25 protein-coding genes are annotated in these 20342 nt (G+C 64.4%); 9 read left to right on the top strand and 16 right to left on the bottom strand.

Going from position 1 to position 20342, the window contains the following annotated elements:
• Nucleotide 1: 1 nt before the first annotated feature.
• Both NMP98_RS16315 and NMP98_RS16310 read right to left on the bottom strand, forming a co-directional pair.
• Nucleotides 2-496 (bottom strand): GNAT family N-acetyltransferase, encoded by a 495-nt coding sequence (locus tag NMP98_RS16315; RefSeq protein ID WP_254858916.1) that lies wholly within the window; start codon nucleotides 494-496, stop codon nucleotides 2-4.
• The gene (locus NMP98_RS16310) at nucleotides 493-1005 is read right to left on the bottom strand and encodes a metallophosphoesterase (protein WP_367997275.1); all 513 of its coding nucleotides are present in this window, start codon (nucleotides 1003-1005) and stop codon (nucleotides 493-495) included. Before NMP98_RS16310 ends, NMP98_RS16315 begins: the two co-directional genes overlap by 4 nt.
• A 120-nt stretch (nucleotides 1006-1125) precedes the next feature.
• Between NMP98_RS16310 and rio1 the strand changes: the two genes are divergently transcribed.
• Complete coding sequence (rio1, locus tag NMP98_RS16305; protein ID WP_254858914.1) at nucleotides 1126-1995, top strand: serine/threonine-protein kinase Rio1; 870 nt, start codon at nucleotides 1126-1128, stop codon at nucleotides 1993-1995.
• A 15-nt stretch (nucleotides 1996-2010) separates the two neighbouring features.
• On the opposite strand, the gene NMP98_RS16300 is transcribed toward rio1, so the two are convergent.
• Both NMP98_RS16300 and eif1A read right to left on the bottom strand, forming a co-directional pair.
• Nucleotides 2011-2397 carry a DUF2237 family protein gene (locus tag NMP98_RS16300; protein ID WP_254858913.1) on the bottom strand — a complete coding sequence of 129 codons (387 nt, stop codon included), beginning with the start codon at nucleotides 2395-2397 and terminating at the stop codon, nucleotides 2011-2013.
• A 52-nt stretch (nucleotides 2398-2449) separates the two neighbouring features.
• Nucleotides 2450-2743 (bottom strand): translation initiation factor eIF-1A, encoded by a 294-nt coding sequence (gene eif1A / locus NMP98_RS16295; RefSeq protein ID WP_178918246.1) that lies wholly within the window; start codon nucleotides 2741-2743, stop codon nucleotides 2450-2452.
• A 265-nt stretch (nucleotides 2744-3008) separates the two neighbouring features.
• Between eif1A and NMP98_RS16290 the strand changes: the two genes are divergently transcribed.
• The 3 genes from NMP98_RS16290 to NMP98_RS16280 all read left to right on the top strand — a co-directional run bounded on the left by NMP98_RS16290 (nucleotide 3009) and on the right by NMP98_RS16280 (nucleotide 4732).
• Nucleotides 3009-3998 carry a zinc-dependent alcohol dehydrogenase family protein gene (locus tag NMP98_RS16290; RefSeq protein WP_254861337.1) on the top strand — a complete coding sequence of 330 codons (990 nt, stop codon included), beginning with the start codon at nucleotides 3009-3011 and terminating at the stop codon, nucleotides 3996-3998.
• Nucleotides 3999-4166: 168 nt separating this feature from the next.
• Entirely contained in the window at nucleotides 4167-4427 is a 261-nt protein-coding gene (locus NMP98_RS16285; RefSeq protein ID WP_254858912.1) for a DUF5658 family protein, read from the top strand.
• Between the two features lie 98 nt (nucleotides 4428-4525).
• Nucleotides 4526-4732 carry a DUF7470 family protein gene (locus NMP98_RS16280; protein WP_254858911.1) on the top strand — a complete coding sequence of 69 codons (207 nt, stop codon included), beginning with the start codon at nucleotides 4526-4528 and terminating at the stop codon, nucleotides 4730-4732.
• On the opposite strand, the gene NMP98_RS16275 is transcribed toward NMP98_RS16280, so the two are convergent.
• Together NMP98_RS16275 and NMP98_RS16270 are read right to left on the bottom strand one after the other, a co-directional pair.
• On the bottom strand, nucleotides 4729-4953 hold the full coding sequence (locus NMP98_RS16275) for a hypothetical protein (protein ID WP_254858910.1): 225 nt from the start codon (nucleotides 4951-4953) through the stop codon (nucleotides 4729-4731). The genes NMP98_RS16280 and NMP98_RS16275 overlap by 4 nt on opposite strands.
• A 36-nt stretch (nucleotides 4954-4989) precedes the next feature.
• Nucleotides 4990-6972 (bottom strand): DUF460 domain-containing protein, encoded by a 1983-nt coding sequence (locus NMP98_RS16270; RefSeq protein ID WP_254858909.1) that lies wholly within the window; start codon nucleotides 6970-6972, stop codon nucleotides 4990-4992.
• 109 nt (nucleotides 6973-7081) lie between these two features.
• Here NMP98_RS16270 and NMP98_RS16265 point away from each other — a divergent pair, with 109 nt between their 5' ends.
• Entirely contained in the window at nucleotides 7082-7537 is a 456-nt protein-coding gene (locus NMP98_RS16265; RefSeq protein WP_254858908.1) for a MaoC family dehydratase, read from the top strand.
• A 6-nt stretch (nucleotides 7538-7543) separates the two neighbouring features.
• On the opposite strand, the gene rnz is transcribed toward NMP98_RS16265, so the two are convergent.
• The 6 genes from rnz to twy1 all read right to left on the bottom strand — a co-directional run bounded on the left by rnz (nucleotide 7544) and on the right by twy1 (nucleotide 12542).
• A complete protein-coding gene (gene rnz, locus NMP98_RS16260; protein WP_254858907.1) occupies nucleotides 7544-8473 on the bottom strand; it encodes a ribonuclease Z in 930 nt (309 codons plus the stop codon).
• A 45-nt stretch (nucleotides 8474-8518) separates the two neighbouring features.
• A complete protein-coding gene (locus tag NMP98_RS16255) occupies nucleotides 8519-8998 on the bottom strand; it encodes a cupin domain-containing protein (RefSeq protein ID WP_254858906.1) in 480 nt (159 codons plus the stop codon).
• A 9-nt stretch (nucleotides 8999-9007) separates the two neighbouring features.
• The gene (locus NMP98_RS16250; protein WP_254858905.1) at nucleotides 9008-9937 is read right to left on the bottom strand and encodes a branched-chain amino acid transaminase; all 930 of its coding nucleotides are present in this window, start codon (nucleotides 9935-9937) and stop codon (nucleotides 9008-9010) included.
• A gap of 76 nt (nucleotides 9938-10013) precedes the next feature.
• Nucleotides 10014-10739, bottom strand: coding sequence for a 3,4-dihydroxy-2-butanone-4-phosphate synthase (gene ribB / locus NMP98_RS16245; protein WP_254858904.1), 726 nt, complete (start codon nucleotides 10737-10739; stop codon nucleotides 10014-10016).
• Nucleotides 10723-11424: a DUF120 domain-containing protein gene (locus NMP98_RS16240; protein WP_254858903.1), complete on the bottom strand. Its 702-nt coding sequence runs from the start codon at nucleotides 11422-11424 to the stop codon at nucleotides 10723-10725. Before NMP98_RS16240 ends, ribB begins: the two co-directional genes overlap by 17 nt.
• Before the next feature lie 146 nt (nucleotides 11425-11570).
• Entirely contained in the window at nucleotides 11571-12542 is a 972-nt protein-coding gene (twy1, locus tag NMP98_RS16235; RefSeq protein ID WP_254858902.1) for a 4-demethylwyosine synthase TYW1, read from the bottom strand.
• 201 nt (nucleotides 12543-12743) lie between these two features.
• On the opposite strand from twy1, the gene NMP98_RS16230 reads away from it, so the two are divergent.
• The 3 genes from NMP98_RS16230 to argS all read left to right on the top strand — a co-directional run bounded on the left by NMP98_RS16230 (nucleotide 12744) and on the right by argS (nucleotide 15758).
• A complete protein-coding gene (locus NMP98_RS16230) occupies nucleotides 12744-13241 on the top strand; it encodes an HTH domain-containing protein (RefSeq protein ID WP_254858901.1) in 498 nt (165 codons plus the stop codon).
• A gap of 225 nt (nucleotides 13242-13466) precedes the next feature.
• Entirely contained in the window at nucleotides 13467-13964 is a 498-nt protein-coding gene (locus tag NMP98_RS16225; RefSeq protein WP_254858900.1) for an HTH domain-containing protein, read from the top strand.
• A 51-nt stretch (nucleotides 13965-14015) separates the two neighbouring features.
• A complete protein-coding gene (argS, locus tag NMP98_RS16220) occupies nucleotides 14016-15758 on the top strand; it encodes an arginine--tRNA ligase (protein ID WP_254858899.1) in 1743 nt (580 codons plus the stop codon).
• Between the two features lie 237 nt (nucleotides 15759-15995).
• Here the strand turns inward: argS and NMP98_RS19480 are convergent, their stop codons facing one another.
• Complete coding sequence (locus tag NMP98_RS19480; RefSeq protein ID WP_255453895.1) at nucleotides 15996-16130, bottom strand: hypothetical protein; 135 nt, start codon at nucleotides 16128-16130, stop codon at nucleotides 15996-15998.
• 90 nt (nucleotides 16131-16220) lie between these two features.
• Here NMP98_RS19480 and prf1 point away from each other — a divergent pair, with 90 nt between their 5' ends.
• Entirely contained in the window at nucleotides 16221-17462 is a 1242-nt protein-coding gene (gene prf1, locus NMP98_RS16215) for a peptide chain release factor aRF-1 (protein WP_254858898.1), read from the top strand.
• A gap of 177 nt (nucleotides 17463-17639) precedes the next feature.
• On the opposite strand, the gene NMP98_RS16210 is transcribed toward prf1, so the two are convergent.
• The 3 genes from NMP98_RS16210 to NMP98_RS16200 form a co-directional block, all read right to left on the bottom strand.
• Nucleotides 17640-18029, bottom strand: a complete 390-nt coding sequence (locus NMP98_RS16210) for a DUF6276 family protein (protein ID WP_254858897.1) — start codon at nucleotides 18027-18029, stop codon at nucleotides 17640-17642.
• Between the two features lie 38 nt (nucleotides 18030-18067).
• Entirely contained in the window at nucleotides 18068-19483 is a 1416-nt protein-coding gene (locus NMP98_RS16205; RefSeq protein ID WP_254858896.1) for a WS/DGAT/MGAT family O-acyltransferase, read from the bottom strand.
• A gap of 169 nt (nucleotides 19484-19652) precedes the next feature.
• Nucleotides 19653-20342, bottom strand: a complete 690-nt coding sequence (locus NMP98_RS16200; protein ID WP_254858895.1) for a V-type ATP synthase subunit D — start codon at nucleotides 20340-20342, stop codon at nucleotides 19653-19655.

Here is a 20342-nt window from a genome sequence, read left to right as displayed (position 1 = left end):
CTCAGAGGTCGAGTTCGAACTCGTATTCGTCGTGGAGTTCGCCGGCGATTTCGCCCTTCGCTGCGGCGCCGCGGCGGAACCCCGAGGCCTCAAAGAACCCGATACCGATGGCGTTGTCGGCGAGCACCGAACACGCGATGCGGTCGACGCCCTGCTCGGTCGCCCACCGCTGGACGCGGTCGAGCAGCGCTGCCCCGACGCCCTCCCCCCAGCGGTCGGGGTGGACGTAGATGGTGTGTAACTCTACCTCGTCGGCCCACGTCTGTTCGGCGCTGGCGAAGCCGACCACGCCGTCTTCGCTTTCGGCGACGAAGAAAGCGATGTCGTCGTGGTCGACGCCCGCCTCGATGAGGTCGGGTGCGTAGTACTCCCCGAGTGCGCCCTCGACCGTCGAGGGGTCGAGGACGCCGCCGTAGGCCGCATACCACGAGTCCCTCGCGACATCGCGGATGGCCGCCACGTCGTCGGCCGTCGCCTCGCGTATCTCGACGCTCATATCGACTCCGTCACGTCGAGGAACTCGACTGTGTCGTCTTCGGTGTCGACGACGGCCACCGTGCGGTGTTCGTCGGGGACCGTCGGGAACTGTGCGCCGGGGTTGATGACCGTCGTCTCGCCGACGGTGCGCTCTTCGCGAACGTGCCAGTGGCCGTGACAGACGTAGTCGTACTCCTCCGAGGACGCCAAAGCGTCGATGACCGGCCGCTGTTCGCCGTGGAGGACCGCGAACGCCCGGCCGTCGAAGGACAGTTCCGCGAAGCGGCCGTGCAACGTGCCGCCGTCGAGGTTCTCGAAGGCGTCGACGAGACCCTCGCGTTCGCCGTCGTTGTTGCCGCGGACGGCGTGTACCTCGATTCCCGCACGGTCGAGATGCGGAATCAGCGGCGGGGCGACGAAGTCCCCGCAGTGAATCACGGTCTCGACGCCCCGCTCGACGAAGGCGTCCATCGCGGCGTCGGCCGCCGGGACGTTGTCGTGGGTATCGGAGATGATGCCGACGTACATGGACGACCGTTCGGCACACGCCGAAAAGAAGCCACCGGGGACCGAGGGTTCGTCGCCCACCGAACCCACGACCGCGACGACCGGTGACGCTTTCCGTCGGGGCGGCGTACCCCGAGACGAATGACAGAGGAGTACGGCCTGTTAGAGCCCGAAGAGTCCGAGGGGCTCGGCGACGAGTGGGAAGAACTCGACGTGTCGGACACGGAAGCCGACCGCATCGCCAGAAAGCAGGACCGTGAGTTCCTCGAGTTCCGCAAGCGAATCAAGAACACGGAACAGTTCAAAGTCGAGGCGTCGGTGTTCGACGACGCCACGCTCGGTGCGCTGTACAAACTGGTTCAGGACGGCTACATCGACGCCTTCGGCGGCCCAATCTCGACCGGCAAGGAGGCCAACGTCTACACCGCCCTCGCACCGGACGGCGAGGTGGCGGTGAAGGTCTACCGCATCAACGCCTCCGACTTCCGGCAGATGCGGGACTACCTCGACGGCGACCCCCGCTTCGAGGGCATCGGCTCGGACAAGAAGAAAGTCGTCGTCGCCTGGACGAAAAAGGAGTTTGCGAATCTCTCCCGTGCACGCGCGGCTGGCGTCCGCGTGCCCGAACCGCTGGCCGTCGAGCGGAACGTCCTCGTGATGGAGTATCTCGGCGGAGAGGACGACCGCGCCAAGCGCCTCAACGAGGTCCACGTCGAGAACCCCGAGACGGCCTACGAGGTCGTCCGGGAATACACCCGACGGCTGTATCGTGCGGGTCTCGTCCACGGCGACCTCTCGGAGTACAACATCGTCGTCCACGACGGCGAGTTGTGTCTGCTGGATCTGGGCCAAGCCGTCACCGTCCACCACCCCAACGCCCAAGAGTTCCTCGAACGGGACTGTCACAACGTCGCCGCGTTCTTCCGCCGGCAGGGGCTGGAGGTCACCGATGACGACTTACTGGAGTACGTCACCGAGGCCGAACCGGAGCCGGATGGCGACGAGGAGTAACCTCCCATCCCCGGGTCAGTCGTAGGCGTGGGCTTCAAGCGTCTCCATCGGCACCGTGTCCAACACCGCCTCGTTCGTCGCTTCCAGAACGACCGGCGGCACCGTCGTCTCGGGGATGTGTTGGGTTCGAACCGCCTCTAGCGTCTCGACCCAGCGAGGCACACAGACACACCAGCGGTCCCCCGGCGAGAGGCCCGGAAAGTCGAGTTCCGGCCGCGGCGTCACGAGGTCGTTGCCCTGTTCGCGGCTGAATTCAAGAAACGCGTCGGTCATGACGGCACACAGTTCGTGCCGGCCCATATCCGTATCGTGACACGAACAGCGACCGTCCCGCTGGAACCCCGTCTCGGGGTCGGTGCTACACGGTTCGAGCGGTTCGCCGAGGACGTTTAATTCGGACATACCGACCGAACGGACGCCGGCGACAAAAGTTCCCTCGGCGACGGGAGCGCAGTCAGACGCTGTCGGTGATGTGGCCTTCCTCGCGCAACTGGTCTGCGTCCTGTTTCTCGTAGCGCCACACCACGTCGGCCTTCTCGTCCTGCCAGTCCCACGGTTCGACCAACACCACGTCGTCTTCGCGAATCCAGATGCGCTTCTGCATCCGGCCGGGGATGCGTGCAGTTCGCTCCGTGCCGTCCATACAGCGGACCTTCACTCGGTTGGCACCGAGCATGTTCGTGACGACGGCGAACACCTCGTCGTCGTCGGGCATCCTGAGGTTCTTGCGTCCCTCGTTGTCGCTCATACCCGTCGGTTGGATAGGGAGCCCTTTAATTCTTTCAAGCGAAGCGCTTTCCCGCTCGGTCCGCGCGCCAACCGCTACCGAACCACGAAATCGTCCGTTTTCGGCAACTATTGCCACATTATCGACACCGTCACCGTTCCCCACATAACACCGCGCCCTCCCAATCGTGGCCCGTTAATATACGGTGGCAAGGATTAAATCGGTGGAGGGGTAGTGTTCGCGCGTCATGAGCAAATCCGCAGACGCGGAGCAGGAGGCGGAGTCGATGCGTGCCGTGGTCTTTCAGGAACCACAGGAGCCGATGGAGGTAGAGGAGGTCGACCGACCGGAACCCGACCCGGACGGCATCGTCGTGGAGACGGAGGCCTGCGGCGTCTGCCGGTCCGACTGGCACGCCTGGCAGGGCGACTGGGACTGGGTCGGCGTCATGCCGACGCCGGGCCTTATTTTCGGGCACGAACCCGTCGGTATCGTCAAGGACGTCGGCGAAGACGTCGAGAACTTCAGCGAGGGCGACCGGGTGTGCGTCCCGTTCAACCTCTCTGACGGCACCTGCCGGTTCTGCAAGCAGGGTCGGGCGAACATCTGCGAACGGGTCATCCCGCTCGGATTCGTCTCCTTCCAGCCGGGGGCCTTCGCCGAGGAGTTCCCGGTTCGGAACGCCGACCACAACGTCATCAAACTCCCCGACGGCGTCGACCCCGTCGAGGTCGCCGGCCTCGGCTGTCGGTTCGCGACGGCGTTCCACGGACTCGTCCACCGCGTCGACGTGACGGCCGGCGACTGGGTCGCCGTCCACGGCTGTGGCGGCGTCGGCCTCTCCGCGGTCCACATCGCCGACGCCCTCGGTGCGAACGTCATCGCCGTCGACCTCTCGGAGGACAAACTGCTGAAAGCCGAGGAACTCGGCGCCGACGTCAGCGTCGACGCCCTCGGCATCGCAGAGACCTGCCGTAACTCCGTGAACTCGCTGGCGAAAGGCGGGCAGAACCTCCAAATTGGTCTCACGACCAGCGAGGAGGAAGGCGAGGTCTCCCTCCCCGTCGACAGCATCGTGATGGACGAACGGGAGTTCATCGGTTCCTTCGGCATGCCGCCCCACGAGTACGAGGAAATCTTCTCGATGATGGAGCAGGGCAAAATCGACCCCGGCAAAATCGTCTCGAAGACCATCTCGCTGGAGGAAGTCCCCGACACCATCGCCTCAATGGGCGACTTCGATACCGTCGGCATCCCCGTCTGCAACGAGTTCTAAACGAACCCGCCGTTCCGTTTTTTGAGTGTGCTTACGACGAGTCGGAGATTCTAAGATACGACTACTGCTCGGTCGCCGGTCGTAGGGAGCGGGTTACCAACTCCACCGCAGCCGTCTTTGGGGACCATGCCCCCGCATTCGGTTCCGCCGGCCGTCGGACGTCCCGACGTGAGTCACCCGACCCTGTGGGCGCTCGCCGTCCTCTTTTTCGGCGTCGGCGACGTGGTGACGACGAGCGTCGGTCTCGGTATCGGGGGACTGTTCGAACTCGGCCCAGTCACCTCGGTGTTCGTCGAACGGTACGGGTTCGGGGGGATGGTCGCGTCGAAGGCCCTCATGTTCGGTGGCTGCTTTCTCTGTTGGCGAGTCGTCCAGCGGCCCTACCGCGTCGGGGTGCCCTCGGACTGGCGCTTCTGGGCGTCTCCGTGACGGGGTGGAACCTCTATCTGCTGGCGCTCGTCGTGCCGTCGTGACCACGCCGTCGGGAAATCCGGCTCTTTACGTACCACCCGTGTACACCCACTGGTATGAGTACCCAAGAACTGACGGACGCACTCGGAGATACCGGCATCGCGGGGGCCGTACTCGTCGTCGTAGGGATGGTGCTACTCGGCCGCGAGAACCGCAGAGCAGCCTTCGCGGCGACAGTCGTTATGGCAGGTGGCGCTCTCCTCGGTCACGGCCTCCTCGGTACGTTCCTCGAATCGATGGGGATGAGCTACGACGACCTCTAATCGCGCTGCCAGACGTAGACGGCCAACGCGAGGAACCCACCGAAGAACGTCAGGAAAAACAGGCCGCCGACGGCCAGCGCCCACAGCGCCGCGTTGTCGTTGCCGCGGCTCTCGGCATCGTTGAACACCCAATACGCCGATACGAACGGGATGATGAGGTACAGCAACCCGAATATCAGCAGTTCCGGACCGCCTGGAAGGCCGAACTGAAGCGGGAACATCATCGGAACTGCATCCGCCACCGATAAAAATCCCCGTCAGCCGTCGGCAGCAGGGTCACGCGCGCGGTGTTCGCTGATGACCTCGTCGAGTTTCGCGGATTTCTTCTCGCGGCGACGCTGTTCGGCGCGGTCCTCCCAGTCGTCGATAACCGACTCGACTTCGCTCTCGCGGGCGACGGCGAGTTCGTCGATTTCCTGAATCGTCACGTCGTCGGCCGGCCCGACGGGAATCCCGTGGTCGAACAGCACCTCGTCGGCCTGCTCCGAGAGCCGGCCATCACGGAGGACGACCCGGGGATCGCGGTCGGCCAGTCGCTCGGCGGTCGCCCGACCGGCGCCGCTTGCATCCCGGAGATACACCACGTCGTCGGGGGCGAGGCCGTAGCTCTCCTCGGCGGCCCCGATTGCATCCTTCGTGAACTGCTCGACGGGCTTGACCGGGACCAGTCCCTGTTTTTCGGCGGCCACGTCCGCGAAGTTCGAGTGGTCGAGTTTCCACAGTTCCTTGAGCCGTTCGAGTTTGCCGTCGAGTTCCTCGTTTGCCTGTTCGGCCTCGGCGAGTTCGCGCTTCAGCCGTTCGTTCTCCCGCTCCAGCCGCGTCACTTCGCGGCGCTCGCGGGCCTCCCGACGTTCCTCGCGGCGTGCCTCGGAGAGTTCCTCTTCCAGTTCCGATACTCGACTGTCCTTCTGTTGGATGGTGTCTTTCAGGTCCTCGACGTGACCTTCGAGGCGCTCGATGCGAGCCTCCAGTCGCTTGATTTCCTTCTCCTCGGCGGTCAGTTCTCGTGGGTCGTGTTCGGTCGACTCCTCGTCGGACTCCTCGTCCTCGGAGAGGTCATCGAGGACGGCTTCGACGCTCTCCTCGCCGGCGACGACGCGGGCGGTCACCTCCCCGCGGTCGAACCCGGCAGGCGTCTTTTCGGCGATGCGGTCGAACTGGTCTTCGTGGGCGTCGAAGGCGAACAGCGCCGCCGCCATCGCGTCCCGTTCGTGGTCGTTGTCGTAGCTCTCCTCACGGGTGCGGTGGAGTTTGCGGTCGACCGGCAGATCGGTCCCGGGAATCCAGCCCGCGGCGTCGAAACTGCGGCGTATCTTCTCGACGGTCTCGGGCATCGGTTCGACGTCGGCGGCGACGATAACCGGTCGGCCGTGTTCGATAATCCACTCGATGACCTCGGCGGTGTCGGCGGTCCGGGTCGACCACACGTCGAGTACCATCCCGTCGAGGTCCAAAAGCGCAACCGCGGTCGTCGTCCCGGGGTCGATGCCGACGACGACGAAATCCCGTCGCTTTGCGAGCGGGCGATACTCGATGCCGTCGCGGCGCTCGCGTTCGATTTCGATGCGGGTATCGCCGGAACGCCGCGACGAAACGGGAATCTCGGCGGGCGTCGCCTCGACTTCGAACAGCGCCTGGGAGTAGCCGCCGTACTTCTCTGTGACCTCCTTTTCGAACTCGAGGGCGGCGTCTTCGAGTTTCGATTCGACCTCTCGGGTGGCGGTTTTCACCGACCCGTGGATGCGGCGGGTGAAGCGGTCCTCGCTCCAACCACCTCCGCCGCCCGTCGAGCGCCCACGGGCGACCTTCACCGTCGTCGTGTCGGTGAACGCCGACACCTCGTAGCCGACGTTGCGGGCGGCGAGTCGCGCCGCCGCTTCGGCCTCCTTCATCGGCGGCTTCGCGTAGGGGACGCCGTGTCTGGCAGCGACGCGGGAGAGCGGTTCGGGTCGTTCATCGCCGGTCACCTGCACCAGTTTCGTCTCCGAAGGCAACTCTCGGAGGAAGTGTACGAGTGCACCCTTGTCCTCGGCGAGTTCGTAGGTGTTGTCGGTGGCGACGATGGCCGGCTCTTCGGATTGGATTCGCCGCCGGAGCTTTCGGCCCGACACCACGTCGCGCTCGATGGACTCGCCGTCGAAGGCGACCACCGCATACGAGGGGGCATCACCTCGAACGTCGCCACTCTGGATGTCGACGCCGAAGATGAGGGAGTCGAGGGCACTCGTTCGCGTGCTCACGGCCGCGTGTAGGGGTGCAGCGAGTATAAACTCCGTGCCGGAGTCAAGGAAACGCCGCCACGTCGCCACGGGGTACGGCTTTTTGTCCCCCCGAACCGACGCTCCGGTAATGCCACGGTATTTCGAGGACATCGAAGTCGGAGCGACGTACGAACTCGACGGCACCTACGAAGTCACCGAAGACGAGGTACTGGAGTTCGCCGAGAAGTACGATCCCCAGCCGTTCCACACCGACAAGGAGGCGGCGAAAGACTCAATCTTCGGCTCGCTGGCCGCTTCAGGGTGGCACACCGCCTCGATATGCATGCGGCTGCTCGTCGATGGCTTCCTCGACGCCGAAACGTCGATGGGCGCCCGCGGCATCGACGACCTCCAGTGGAAGCAGCCGGTGTACCCGGGCGACACGCTGTGCGTCGACGTGGAAATCCTCGAAAAACGAGTCTCCGAGAGCCGCCCCGGGATGGGCCACGTCCGCTCGAAGTTGACCGGCTACAACGACGACGGCGAAGCCGTCATCGAGTGGAAGGCCGACGGGATGTTCCGCCGCCGCGAGGCCGACGAGTAACGGCGTCTACTCCGCGTTCGGATACGGCACGTCGAGTTCGTCGCCGTCGCCGGGAACGAACGCCTCGCCGCCGAACACCTCTCGGGCCTCTCGCTCGATGGGTGAGACGTTGCCCGCGTACCGCGAGGAGACGTGGACCAACGCGAGCCGTTTCGCTCCCGCCTCCGCGGCGATTTCTGCGGCGCGGGCGGCCGTCGAGTGGGCGGTCCGCCCGGCGCGCTCGGCGTTGTCGGCGGCGAAGGTCGCATCGTGTATCAACAGGTCGGCGTCGGCGGCCACCTCGGCCGTCCGGTCGCTCGGCCGCGTGTCGCCGGTGTAGACGAGCGTGCGACCGGGCCGGGGGTCGCCGACGACTTCCTCGGAGCGAACGACCGTTCCGTCGTCCAGTTCCACGTCCTCGCCGGCGTGGAGTCGCTGGAACTTCGGGCCGACGGGGACGCCCAACTCCTCGGCGCGCTCGCGGTCGAATCGGCCCTTGCGGTCGTCCTCGACGAGGGCGTAGCCGACCGACGGCGTGTCGTGGTCGGTCGCAAACGCTCGGATTTCGTAGTCGTCGGCCTCGAGTGCCACGTCGCCGTCGTCGACGCCGTGGATGCGAATCGGAAACGAGAGTTCGGTTCCCGTTGCGCCGACCAACCGCTCGATGCGGCGCTGTTGTCCCGAGGGGACGTGAATCGCAAGCGGTTCGGTCCGCTCGTTGAAGTCCATCGTCTGCAACAGCCCCGGAATCCCGAGGGTGTGGTCGGCATGAAGATGGGAGACGAAGATGTGCGAGACGCCGAAACCGGTTCCGAACCGCATCATCTGTCGCTGGGTACCCTCTCCGCAGTCGAAGAGGAACCGCTCGCCCTCCCGACGACAGAACACCGAACTCGTGTTCCGTTGGGTCGTCGGCACGGCCCCGCCGGTTCCGAGGAACGTCACACACAGCGACATACACGGGCAAAGAGGTGGCGTTTACATACCGCCTTCGATGCCGGGCTACTCGCCGTCCCAGTAGTCGACGTCGTCATCGCGGTTGTAGTAGCCGTGGACCGACCGCTCCTCGCGGCCGCCGGGCGGCGACCCGGCGAAGACGCCGATTTTCCCCGAGTCCGGGTAGACTGTCACGTCCGGTTCGTTCATCGTCGAGACCGCGAGGTATCGAAGCGGCCCCTCGGAGTCGTTGACGACGCGGTGGCCGCCGGACTCGTTGGCCGGAAACGCGACGTAGTCGCCCGCCTGCAACTCGTAGCTTTCGCCGTCGAGTCGGAGGCGGCCGGTGCCGGACAGCACGTACAGCGCCTCCTCGTTGCCGGTGTGGTAGTGATACGGCCACGAGCGGTGACCGGCCGGGAGTTCGTACAGACTACAGCCGATGTCCTCGCCGTCGGCCGCCTCGGCCAACTGCTTGCGCTTGAACCGCGTCTCACCGCGGTCGGTCTCGGACCACTCCAGGTCGGCTTCGTTGATGGGACCCATCGGTCGAGTTCAGACGTAGTGGAACCACTCGTCGTAGCCGTCGAGTTCGCCGTTGACGAGGTCGAAGAACCGCTGTTGAATCTCCTCGGTAATCGGGCCACGAGAGCCGTTGCCGATTTCCTTGTCGTCGACGCTCCGGATGGGCGTCACCTCGGCGGCGGTGCCGGTGAAGAACAGCTCGTCGGCGGTGTAGAGCTGTCCGCGGGCAATGGACGCCTCGTCGTGGACGGTGTAGCCGAGGTCCTCGGCCAGTTGGATGGCCGTCTCGCGAGTGATGCCGTCGAGAATGGACTCCGAGAGACCGGTCGTGTAAATCTCGCCGTCGTTGACCATGAAGATGTTCTCGCCGGGGCCCTCCGCGACCTTGCCTTCCTTGTTGAGGACGATGGCCTCGACGTAGCCGTTGCGGCGGGCCTCCTCGCCGGCCAGCATGGAGTTGACGTACGGCCCCGTCGCCTTCACGTTCGTCGGAATCTGACTGGAGGCGTGTTTCCGCCACGAGGAAACCATCACGTCGACGCCGTTCTCGATGGCGTCCTCGCCGAGATACGCACCCCACGGCCAGCAGGCGACCATCGTCTCAGTCGGGCAGTCCTTCGGCGAGACGCCCAAGGAGTTGTAGCCGTAGTACACCAGCGGCCGGATGTAACAGGACTGGAGGTCCTGTCGGCGGATGAGTTCCAGCGTCGCCTCGGTAATCTCTTCGCGCGTGTGGTCGATGTCGTGGTCGAGCACCTTCGCCGAGTCGAACAGGCGGTCGAGGTGTTCCTCCCAGCGGAACAGCGCCGGGCCATCAGCGGTGTCGTAACACCGCGCACCCTCGAACACAGCGGTCCCGTAGTGCAGCGAGTGGGTCAGAATGTGTGTCTGTGCGTCGTCCCAGTCGACGAACTCCCCGTTCTGCCAGATGGTGTCGACGTCCATCTCCTCGAAAGACATACTCCGTCTGTGGGCGCCCCCCGTAATGAGTGTTGACGATTACTGACAGCGTGTGTCACGCCGCCGACATCGCTCGTCAGCCGAGTCGGGCCAGCAGTTCGGCCCCCTCGACGTAGGCGAAGCCGTTGCGGTCGGCGTAGGCACGGGCGGCCGCCGGCGACAGCGCCCCGCCGGATTCGTCGTCCATCATCTCACAGACGACGACGGCGGGTTCGACGCCGGCGGCGTCGGCCAACGCGATGCCGAGTTCGGTGTGGCCCTCGCGGTCTTTGAGGAGGCCCGGTGCGGCCCGAAGCAGGTGGACGTGGCCGGGTGAGCGGAACGATTCGGCGAATCCCTCGGCATCGGCGGCGACCGACTCCTCGGCACCGTCTCCGGCGACAGTCGTCGCACGCCGTACCGCACCCGCGGCCGCACCGAGTTCCGAGATGGTGAGCGCGCGGTCCTCGTCGGTGATGCCGGTGAAGGTGTCGCGGTGGTTGACCGTCAGCGAGAACGACGACCGCTCGTCGTAGGAGAGGTCGTGGCTGGCCGCTGTCGGGTGGTCGATGAGTTCCTGTGCGAAGGGGAGGTCCCAGGCCGCACACACGTCGTCGGCCAACGCGACACAGATGAGGCCGCCCGCATCGTTTCGCATCCGGGCGACGGCTTCGGGGGTGACGGCAGCGGCCGGGTAGACGAGGTCAACCTCGCCCTCCCGGTCGGCGGCGTCGTGGACGAGCACTGGCTCGCCGGCGGCGAAGGCGGTGATGGCCGAATCGACGCCGCGGCGGATGTGCGTGGTGTTACTGCTCTGAGACATGGATAGTGACGTGGTCGTCGTCGTTCAGGCCCAGTTCGTCGCGGAGGCGGTCGGGCGCGATGAGTTCCAGTTGGTCGGTGCCGTGGTGGGTCCGCTCGGGGGCGATGACGTGAACGTCCTCGTAGCGGGTGCCGTCGACGGTTTCGATGGTCGCCGGCCAACAGAAGGCCGGCCCGTAGGTTCGGTCGTCGTCCTCCCAGCCGTCGATGCCGACTGGGTCCAAAGCGTCCATGCGGGCGCGAGCGCGGACGCTCTCGTCGTCCAATTCGACGTTGAGCGTGCCGGCGAACGGTTCGTAGCCGAGTCGGTCGCGGAACTGCTCCATGTACCCCGACAGGGAGATGTAGTGGCGACCCTCGCCCATCCCGCTCGTGACGACGCCGGAGAGGTCCACGTCGGCGTCGCCCTCGAACAGTCGGCGGTAGTCGGCGTACTCCCGCTGGAGGGCCCGCTCGCCGACTTCGGTGACGGCGATTCGCTGGCCGTCACCGGTCATGTTGCGTTCGATGAACTCGGCGTCTTCGAGTCGCTGGAGCCGCCGGGAGGCGGTCTGGTTAGATGCGTCGAGACGGTCGGCGAGCGCCGCACAGGTCACCGTCGCCCGACCCTCGAGCGCGCCGTCGAGGGCGACGAGTTTCAGCGTCGCCAACTCGTCGTGTCCCACGCGCTCGGTCGTCTGTGACATACCACCCGGTAGGGAGTATTGCCCCTTAACCGTAACGGAAATGGCATGCATAACAGAATTGGAACGGTACGCACGCCGAGAACGGTTTACAGCGTTAATTCGGAGTCCGCGACGTAAATACGTGACGAGGCCGGTGGCAGTTGCTGTCAGTCGCTGGTCCCTTTCGCGTAGGTCCCCTCGGTCCAAAAGTCCGAGCCGCCTTTCAGTTCCGGCACCCACGTGTCCTCGTCGCGTGCGAGGAGGGCAACTCGGGAGGCCGGTACGTCGCGGACGACCGGATGGTCGGGCATGTACTCGCCGACCGCTTCGGTGAAGGCGACGACGGCCTCGTGGTCGGGCATCACATCGCGGTCCAGTCGGTCCCGGGAGTTGCCGACGTGCATGAACGCCTTCATTTCGACGAAGTCGGCGTCGGCACGGTCGAACATCCCCGCGTACCACTCGGGGTGGGACATGTTGTAGCCGTTCAGAAGCGTCGTCCGCAGGACGGTCCGGGTTTCGTCCTTTTCGGCGAGTACGTCCAGCGTCTCGATGAGGCTATCCCACGCGTCGTCCTCGACAGCCTTGACGACCTCGCCGAAGGTCTTCCGGTCAGGGGCGTCGACGCTGACGTACAGCTGTGTGGGGTCACACTCCGCGAGCACCTCCGGGCGAGTGCCGTTGGAGACGAGGAACGTCGTGATACCGCGGTCGTGGAACGCTTCGATGAGTTCCGGCAGGTAGGGATACAGCGTCGGTTCGCCGTCCAGCGAGATGGCGACGTGTCGCGGTTCCATCGCCTCCTCGAACACTTTCTCGGGTACGTCGTCGTTGCCGCCGAAGCCGGAGAGGAGTTTCCGCTGGAGGTCGATGGAGGCGTCGACGACCGCCTCGGGGTCGTCCCACTCCACGTCGCCGAGTTCGTAGGCGTGGCCGGCGTGGTCGCGCCAACAGAACACACAGCGCTCGTTGCACTTGACGACCGGCGTCATCTGGATACAGCGGTGGCTCTGGATGCCGTAGAAATGGTTCTTGTAACAGCGGCCCTCTCCCCGCAAGGCGTTTGCCGTCCACCCGCAGGTCTGGGCGGCGGTGTGGTTCTCCGAGTGATAGTCAGGGTCGCTGACCTGCTTGGGCATACCCGCCCATACAGCGACGAAGGCCTAAAGGCCGTGGTTCGTCGCGTGTCAAGAGATGGCGTGACACTCGACACGCGTTCCCTCGAGTCGTGATACGTTCGTTCACTGCAGCCGCTCTTTGGTCAGTGTTCACACGAACTCCTAATACAATTTGTATGCTTTCCACAGAACCCTTTTGAGTGGTGATGGGAACGAATAGACATGCTCAGAGGGCTCGACACGTGGGGCGAAAGCAACGACGAACCGATGATAATCAAAGCCGCCGGACGCGAGGCGTTCGACGGCGATGTGACTATTTACGTCGCCGAATCCCTGTCGTCGGAGAGCCACGAGCGGTTCCGCGCCGTCCGCGACGGCTTCGACCGACTGGAGGCCGCCGAGGTCATCGACGGCGTCACCGTCGTGACGTGGCCCACCGAAATCGACGCGCCGACCGACGGCCCCGAAAACGAGGTCGTCGCCACCTACGACGAGTTCGTCGAGTCGGTCGGCACCGACGCCCTCGAACCGTTCTTCGAGGCCGAAACCGGTGACGACGACCACGAGCGCGTCGTCTCCATGCCCGATATCTGCATCACGGTTCGCGACGAGGGAGAACTGACGGGCCTCTACCCGAAGCGCGATGGCAGCACAACCCAGTCGGTCGAGGACTGTCTGGCCGCCCTCGCGATGGGCGACCGCGTCGAGAACGTCGCCTGAAGCCCACCGTTTCGAGCCCCGACGTATCTTTTCGTTCGTTCCGATTGCTCCAGTACACGCCGACGCACAATCCACACCTCCGAATCCGAACGTTTATTTCTAATATCGAGTGGAGCCCACCCACAACTTCTAACCAGTATTTGAAAACGTTTGAATCGTTATTTCCACCTATTTCTTTACTTCTTGGTGAAGAATGTTTTTCCGTTGGTCGGCTGATGTAGAGATATGCTCAGAGGACTCGATATGGGTGGAAAATCCGGCGGAGAGCCCATGATAATCAGGATAGCCGACCGGGAGCCACTGTCGGCGGAGTTGACCCTCTACGTCCGCGAGACCGTTCCGGACGCTGCCTCCGACAGGGTTTCGAGTGCCCTCGAGGGGTTCGAACTGCTGGAGCAGGCAGGCGTGGTGACCGACCGCCGAGTCGAGACGGTGTCCAAGCAGCCAACGGGGAACGAAACCGACCGGGACACACCCACCGCCGTCTACGACGAGTTCGTCGAGGCAGTCGGCTGGGAGTCGCTGGACCCGTTCTTCAAGACGCGGCCCGGTTCCGACGGCGTCGACCGGGTGGTCACGTTCCCGCCGGTTTCCGTCGCCCTCCGCGAGGCGGGCGAGTTGACCGGACTCTACCCCCGGTGGAACGACGGTACCCACGAGAGCATCGAGGACTGCCTGAACGCACTCGCATCCGGGGACCTCGTCGAGAACGTCCGACCCTGACCACGGGTCCGTTCGGAAACCCCTTTATCGGCCGCTCGTCAACCGTCGGGTATGTTCCTTGCGTTCCGGGAGTCGGTCGCGACGGCGCTGGAGACGGCGCTTGCGGCCAACGACTACCCAACCGACGACCTCGGTATCGAGGAGCCACCGGAAGACGTCGAGGCGGTCTTCGCCTCCAGCGTCGCCTTCCGACTGGCAGAACAGGCCGAAGCACCGCCGCCGAAGGTGGCCGCCGAACTCGCCGACGCCATCGACGCCGACGACTACGACTACCTCGACCGCGTCGACGTTCAGGGGCCGTATCTGAACTTCCTGCCCGACGAGTCGTACTTCGCCGACACGCTGGAGGCCGGCGGGGACGCCGCCTTCGGCCGACTCCCCGACCGCGACACCTCCATCGTCGTCGAACACACCTCCGCGAACCCGACCGGTCCCGTCCACGTCGGGCGCGCGCGCAACCCCATCATCGGCGACGCCGTCGCGAACGCCCTCGATTACGCCGGCTACGACGTCGACCGCCACTACTACGTCAACGACGCCGGCCGACAGATGGCCGTCTTCACGTGGGCCTACGAACGCTTCGACGAGTCGGACCTCCCCGAACCGGCACGGGACCGCGCGGAGTACCGGATGGTTCGCTACTACCGGAAGGGCAACGCCTTCCTCGAGGAGGCCGACCCCGAAGAGGTCGAGGAGGCCGAAGCCGAAATCGAGGCCATCCTTCAGGGACTGGAAGCCGGCGACGAGGAGACCTACGAGCGGGTCGGCGAGGTCGTCGACACCGTCCTCGGCGGGATGAAGGAATGTCTCGCCCGCCTCCCCGCGGAGTTCGACGAGTTCGTCAAGGAGACCAAGTTCATGCGCGACGGCTCGACCGACGACGTCATCGCCCGTCTAAAGGAACTCGACGGCGCCGTCTACGAGGACGACGCCTGGCAACTCACCTTCGACGACATCGAGAAGAACCTCGTCTTCCTCCGAGCCGACGATACCTCGCTGTACACGACCCGCGATTTGGCCCACCACGAGTGGAAGTTCGACAACTACGACCGCGCAGTCACCGTGTTGGGCGAGGACCACAAACTGCAGGCCGAACAGCTCTCGACGACGCTGTCACTTCTCGGCAACGACACCGACCGACTGAAGAACGTCATCTACTCCTACGTCAACCTTCCCGAGGGCAAGATGTCGACCCGTCGCGGCACGGGCGTCCAACTGGACGACCTGCTGGACGAAGCCATCGACCGCGCACGCGAGGAGGTCGAAGACCGCATGGACGAACGCCTCCGCGACGACGACCTCGACGAAGCCGACGTCGAACGCATCGCTCGGCAGGTCGGTATCGGCGCCGTCCGCTACGACATCGTCTCGAAACAGCCGACGAAGGGCATCACCTTCGAGTGGGAGCGCGCCCTGGACTTCGAAGCCCAGTCGGCGCCCTACGTCCAGTACGTTCACGCGCGCTGTTGTGGCATTCTCGATGAGGCCGACCAACTCGAAGCAGTCGCCGACACGTCGTATCTCACCACCGGTGCCGAACGCGACCTCATCCGCTCGCTCGCGCGGTTCCCCGGCGTCGTCGACGCGGCGGCCTCGGACCTCGAACCCCATCAAGTCGCCACGTACACCCGCGAACTCGCCGACCGGTTCAACGCCTTCTATCGGGAGTGTCCCGTCCTCACCGCCGACGACGACGAGACTCGTGCCGCACGACTCGCGCTCGTCGCCGCCTCGAAACACGCCGTCGCCAACGCGCTCGATATCTTGGGTGTGGAAGCGCCCGAATCGATGTAACCCGAACGTTTTGCGCTTCGGCGACCCCGAGGCGCAAAACGTTCGATGAAAAAGGCCGCCGACTCGCGCCGCAGGCGCTCGTCGGCGGTGTCGTTCGAAAGACCGCGCACAGCGCGGTCTTTCGTGATGACGAGAGAGCTCTGCTCTCTCGGACCAAAACGGCGCGCTTCGTGCGCCGTATGCTACGACAGTATTGTGAGTATACCGCACTCCGCAATCAGTACGGCAGATGTCTCCTCAGACCAGCGGCGCGACCGTCGGCAGGATGCTGCCCCCGACGGCGAGGACGGCGGCCGCCCCGAGGCCGAGCGCGAGCAGCAGGAAGATAGCAATCCATGACAGTCGAACCGAACTCTCCTCGCTCTGTGACATAGCGGGATGTGTGCGGAGTGGCCTGATAGGCCTTACTCTCTGCTCTCACAAAGGACGGAGTTTTATTTCCGGGGGCGCAAACCAACCACAATGAGCGAAAGCGAGGGGGACCCCTCGGACAAACAGAAATACGAGTTTCAGAAGGTAATCGAGGAACTCGACGACTACTCGGGTTCCGGAACCCAACTCGTCTCCATCTACATCCCCGAAGACAGGCTAATTAGCGACGTGGTCGCCCACGTCACCCAAGAGCACAGCGAAGCGTCCAACATCAAGTCCAAACAGACCCGAACCGCCGTACAGGACGCTCTCACCAGCATCAAGGACCGCCTGAAGTACTACGATGTCCATCCACCGGAAAACGGGATGGTCATCTTTTCGGGAGCCGTCGACGCCGGGGGCGGCCAAACGGATATGGTCACCGAGGTGCTCGAATCGCCGCCGGACCCCATCGAGTCGTTCCGGTATCACTGTGACTCACACTTCCTCACCGAACCGCTTGCGGAGATGCTCGGCGACAAGGGCCTGTACGGCCTCATCGTCCTGGACCGACGGGAGGCAAACGTCGGGTGGCTGAAAGGCAAACGCGTCGAACCCGTCAAGTCAGCCTCCTCGCTGGTGCCGGGGAAGCAGCGAAAAGGTGGCCAGTCCGCCCAGCGATTCGCCCGCCTGCGACTGGAAGCCATCGACAACTTCTATCAGGAAGTCGCCGGCATGGCCGACGACCTCTTCGTTCCCAAGCGCCACGAGATGGACGGCATCCTAGTCGGTGGCCCCTCGCCGACGAAAGACGAGTTCCTCGACGGCGACTACCTGCACCACGAACTGCAGGACAGTGTGTTGGGGAAGTTCGACGTCTCCTACACCGACGAATCCGGGCTGTACGACCTCGTCGACGCCGCCCAGGACGTGCTGGCCGAAACCGAGGTGATGAAGGACAAATCCGAGATGGAGGAGTTCTTCGAGCAACTCCACGACGGCCAGAAGGCCACCTACGGCTTCGAGGCCACCCGACAGAACCTCATGATGGGAGCGGTCGACCGACTGCTCATCAGCGAGGACCTCCGGAAGGACGTGGTCGTCTACGAATGTGGCGGCCGCGAGGAGTTCGAGGTCGTCGACCGAAAAGCGGGGACGCCGAGTCACACCTGCGAGGACGGAACCGAGGGCGAGGTCCAAGAGCGTGAGGACGTCATCGACCACCTGATGGACCTCGCCGAACAGCGCGGGTCGGATGCGAAGTTCATCTCCACCGACTTCGAGAAAGGCGAACAACTGCTCACGGCGTTCGGTGGTATCGCCGGCATTCTCCGCTATTCGACGGGCGTCTAAGACCCCACATTCGACCGACGCGGAATCTTCCCCCGTGGCCGCTCGCGCGTCGGTGGATTCCCCCCACCCCGAAGAGAGGGTGCACCCCACCCCATCGAAGATTAGCCGTTCGAGTTCATTACGTCATCGCGTGACGTACCCTCCCAGGAGGCGAAAACAAATATTTAACTATTTTCCTCAATCCAGCAGTTGCTGGAGTTGATGCCGGCGCCTGCTGAGGTCGAACTCCGGTTGGACGCCGCCCTGTGCGTCCAGTCGGTCGAGAACGAGAAGCGGGTCGACGCCTGCGGCTTCGACCGCGGGAAGCAACTCCTGTAGCGCCGTCCGGTGGAGCGCAAGCGAGTCGAGCAATCCGACCGCCAGCGCCAGTGGAACCGCCGCCTCGTTGTCGGGAAAGGCACTGGAGATGCGGTCGAACCGCGGGTCGTCACTGGCGCTGTTTGCCGCCACGAGCGTCAGACACTCGGGACACAGCGCCGCACAGTCCGAAGACTCCGGAACGTGTTCGCGATACTCCAACGGGACGGGAAACGTCACCATCCGCGCTCGGCATGCAGGACACTCCATACCCGACGTAGGGGAAAAGCACAGTAGTGTGTGCCGGTTTACTCGATATCGGCGACGAGCGACTCGATTTCCCGCTCGAAAGCGTCCCCGAGTTTCGACGGCTCCGGGAGGAGGTTCTCGTCGGCCGCGATGCCGACGCGGACGCCGCCATCGTAGCTGAAGATACTGATACCGATGCCCTGGTCGTTGGCCTGTGGGACCCAGAACATCACGTCAGTCACTTCCTTGCCGGCGAACTCGACGGTGTCGACCGGTCCGGGGACGTTCGTCACCACGCCCGTCGCGCGGTTTTCAAACTGCTTCATCAGCCAGTCCAACACGGGGTCCGGCGAGTGCCCGCCGAGAGACAGCGTCAGGTACATCATGAGCGCCTCCAGACCCGCCTTCTGGGCGTCCATTCGCTCGTGGATGATGCGAATCCGCTCGTTCAAGTCCGCGGTGCCGACCGGAATCGGAACGAAGGCGAGTCCGAAGTAGTTCCCCAGCGAGGCGTCCCGCTCGTCCAACGGCTTGAGGTTGACCGGCACCGTCGTCCGGAGTTCGAGCCCGTCGACCCCCTCACCGCGTTCCTGCAAGAGTCGTCGGAACGCCCCGGCGAGTGCGGCCAACAGCACGTCGTTGATGGTCGCGTCGTTGGCCCGGCCGATGGCACGGACCGTTTCGAGGTCGATTTCCTCGGTCCATCCCGCCCGCTTGGCCGTCCCGATGTCACCGCGAAGTGACGTCTCAGCCTCGTCGTCCTGTGTCAGGAGGTTCCACCCAGTCTTGACGGCTTTCCCCGCGAGTTGGGCCGCCTGGAGAGGGCCGTCGGGACCGAGTGAGAGCCCCGAACCGTCCTCGTCGCCTTCCTTCTCTCCCCGTTCTTTCGACCCAGCAGACGCGTCCCCTGTCGAGTCGTTCGGGACTGCGTCGTCGGATTCCTCGGAGAAAGCGTCCGCACTCGGCGGGTCGGGCATGATACCCATCGGCATCTCGACCGAATCAGGGTCGTCGACCAGCCCGAACAGCACGTACATCAGCGCGAACCCGTCGCCGATGCTGTGATTGATTCGGAACGCGACGGCGTTGCCGTCATCGCCACCGGCCCCGTCGATGAGATACGCCTCCCACAGCGGTCGAGACTCCTCGAGAGGATGGCTCATCAGTCCACTGACGAAGCGCTGAAACGCCGCCTTGTCCTGTGGCTCCGGGAGCGCGACGTGAGTGATGTGCGTCTCGATGTCGAAGTCCTCGAGTGTTTCCCAGTAGGGCCGCCGCATCGGGCGGTCGGTGCCGGCGATACGTTGGGTGAACCGGTCGAAACGAAGCAGTCGCTCCTCGAGGCGGTCACACAGTTCCTCGTAGGTGATGGCGTCGTCGAACCACAACACGCCAGTTATCGTCGTCAGGTTGGTCACCGACCCGATGCGCCGCCAGGCGTTGTCCGCGCCCGAAATCGGTTCCCGTTCAGTCATCGATACCGCCGAGCCCCCCGGTCGTTCCCGCCTGGTTCGTCACTCGTGGGGCGTCCGTCGCGAGCCTCGAACGTGTCATCTGAAACGGGCTTCGAAGAGGGGGTCAATGAATCTGCCGCCGACCGTCGGCGTGGCTACCACGCTGAAAACAGAGACGAAAGCAACTGCGTCAGTCGTCTGCGGTGACCGGTTCGGTCTCGGCTTCAGCCGCTTCGGCGGCCTCTTCGGCTTCGCTCTCTTCCTTTTTCGCCTTGATTTTCTTCATCCGGAAGATTTCCTCGCGCTCCTGCTCTTCGAGTTTCTGCTCGATGTACTCCTGGGCGCCGTGCAGTTCCGGGAGGAGTTTGAACTCGAGGGCGTTGACACGACGCTTGGTCTTCTCGATTTCGTCGAGCATCTTCTTCATCGCCGTCTCGACCTCGGCGGCGAGGATAATCGTCTCCAGCAGTTCCTCGTAGGCGTCGGCAGCCTCGTCGATACGCGCCGACGTACCGACGAGTCCGTAGCCACGCTGGTCGAGGCTCTTTTTCACTTTCGTCGACTCGATTTGCGGGACGACGACGCCCATGATGTTCTTCGACTGAGAAGTGATTTCGGGGTGTTCCTTCAGCGCCGCGGCGGCGCCGCGAACCGCCACGTCGCCCTCCATCGCCCGCGCCATGTTGATGTTCCGCTGGGCGCGCTCGTAGTTGTCGTCGAGGTCCGACCGGACGTCCTGTGCCTGGTCGAGGATGTCCATGAACTCCATGATGAGGCCGTCTCGCTTCTTCTCGAGGGTGTCGTGGCCCCGCTCGGAGAGTTCGATGCGGTCCTCGATAGCCATGAGGTTCTTCCGCGTCGGTTTGACGTCCTTGGCCAT

Source organism: Natronomonas gomsonensis (genome assembly GCF_024300825.1).
In the GTDB taxonomy this organism is placed as follows: Archaea; Halobacteriota; Halobacteria; order Halobacteriales; family Haloarculaceae; genus Natronomonas; species Natronomonas gomsonensis.
Note: the sequence above shows the minus strand (reverse complement) of the source record. Positions and strands in the feature narration are given on the sequence as shown.

Coding starts and splice junctions, on each gene's coding strand:
- NMP98_RS16225 (WP_254858900.1), top strand. CDS start 13,467: ATGCTCAGAGGACTCGATATGGGTGGAAAATCCGGCGGAGAGCCCATG.
- eif1A (WP_178918246.1), bottom strand. CDS start 2,743: ATGAGCGACAACGAGGGACGCAAGAACCTCAGGATGCCCGACGACGAC.
- rnz (WP_254858907.1), bottom strand. CDS start 8,473: ATGTCGCTGTGTGTGACGTTCCTCGGAACCGGCGGGGCCGTGCCGACG.
- NMP98_RS16275 (WP_254858910.1), bottom strand. CDS start 4,953: ATGTTCCCGCTTCAGTTCGGCCTTCCAGGCGGTCCGGAACTGCTGATA.
- NMP98_RS16205 (WP_254858896.1), bottom strand. CDS start 19,483: ATGACTGAACGGGAACCGATTTCGGGCGCGGACAACGCCTGGCGGCGC.
- prf1 (WP_254858898.1), top strand. CDS start 16,221: ATGAGCGAAAGCGAGGGGGACCCCTCGGACAAACAGAAATACGAGTTT.
- rio1 (WP_254858914.1), top strand. CDS start 1,126: ATGACAGAGGAGTACGGCCTGTTAGAGCCCGAAGAGTCCGAGGGGCTC.
- NMP98_RS19480 (WP_255453895.1), bottom strand. CDS start 16,130: ATGTCACAGAGCGAGGAGAGTTCGGTTCGACTGTCATGGATTGCTATC.
- NMP98_RS16250 (WP_254858905.1), bottom strand. CDS start 9,937: ATGTCTTTCGAGGAGATGGACGTCGACACCATCTGGCAGAACGGGGAG.
- NMP98_RS16315 (WP_254858916.1), bottom strand. CDS start 496: ATGAGCGTCGAGATACGCGAGGCGACGGCCGACGACGTGGCGGCCATC.
- NMP98_RS16240 (WP_254858903.1), bottom strand. CDS start 11,424: ATGTCACAGACGACCGAGCGCGTGGGACACGACGAGTTGGCGACGCTG.
- NMP98_RS16310 (WP_367997275.1), bottom strand. CDS start 1,005: ATGTACGTCGGCATCATCTCCGATACCCACGACAACGTCCCGGCGGCC.
- NMP98_RS16280 (WP_254858911.1), top strand. CDS start 4,526: ATGAGTACCCAAGAACTGACGGACGCACTCGGAGATACCGGCATCGCG.
- NMP98_RS16200 (WP_254858895.1), bottom strand. CDS start 20,342: ATGGCCAAGGACGTCAAACCGACGCGGAAGAACCTCATGGCTATCGAG.
- ribB (WP_254858904.1), bottom strand. CDS start 10,739: ATGTCTCAGAGCAGTAACACCACGCACATCCGCCGCGGCGTCGATTCG.
- NMP98_RS16255 (WP_254858906.1), bottom strand. CDS start 8,998: ATGGGTCCCATCAACGAAGCCGACCTGGAGTGGTCCGAGACCGACCGC.
- NMP98_RS16265 (WP_254858908.1), top strand. CDS start 7,082: ATGCCACGGTATTTCGAGGACATCGAAGTCGGAGCGACGTACGAACTC.
- argS (WP_254858899.1), top strand. CDS start 14,016: ATGTTCCTTGCGTTCCGGGAGTCGGTCGCGACGGCGCTGGAGACGGCG.
- NMP98_RS16300 (WP_254858913.1), bottom strand. CDS start 2,397: ATGTCCGAATTAAACGTCCTCGGCGAACCGCTCGAACCGTGTAGCACC.
- NMP98_RS16230 (WP_254858901.1), top strand. CDS start 12,744: ATGCTCAGAGGGCTCGACACGTGGGGCGAAAGCAACGACGAACCGATG.
- NMP98_RS16290 (WP_254861337.1), top strand. CDS start 3,009: ATGCGTGCCGTGGTCTTTCAGGAACCACAGGAGCCGATGGAGGTAGAG.
- twy1 (WP_254858902.1), bottom strand. CDS start 12,542: ATGCCCAAGCAGGTCAGCGACCCTGACTATCACTCGGAGAACCACACC.
- NMP98_RS16210 (WP_254858897.1), bottom strand. CDS start 18,029: ATGGAGTGTCCTGCATGCCGAGCGCGGATGGTGACGTTTCCCGTCCCG.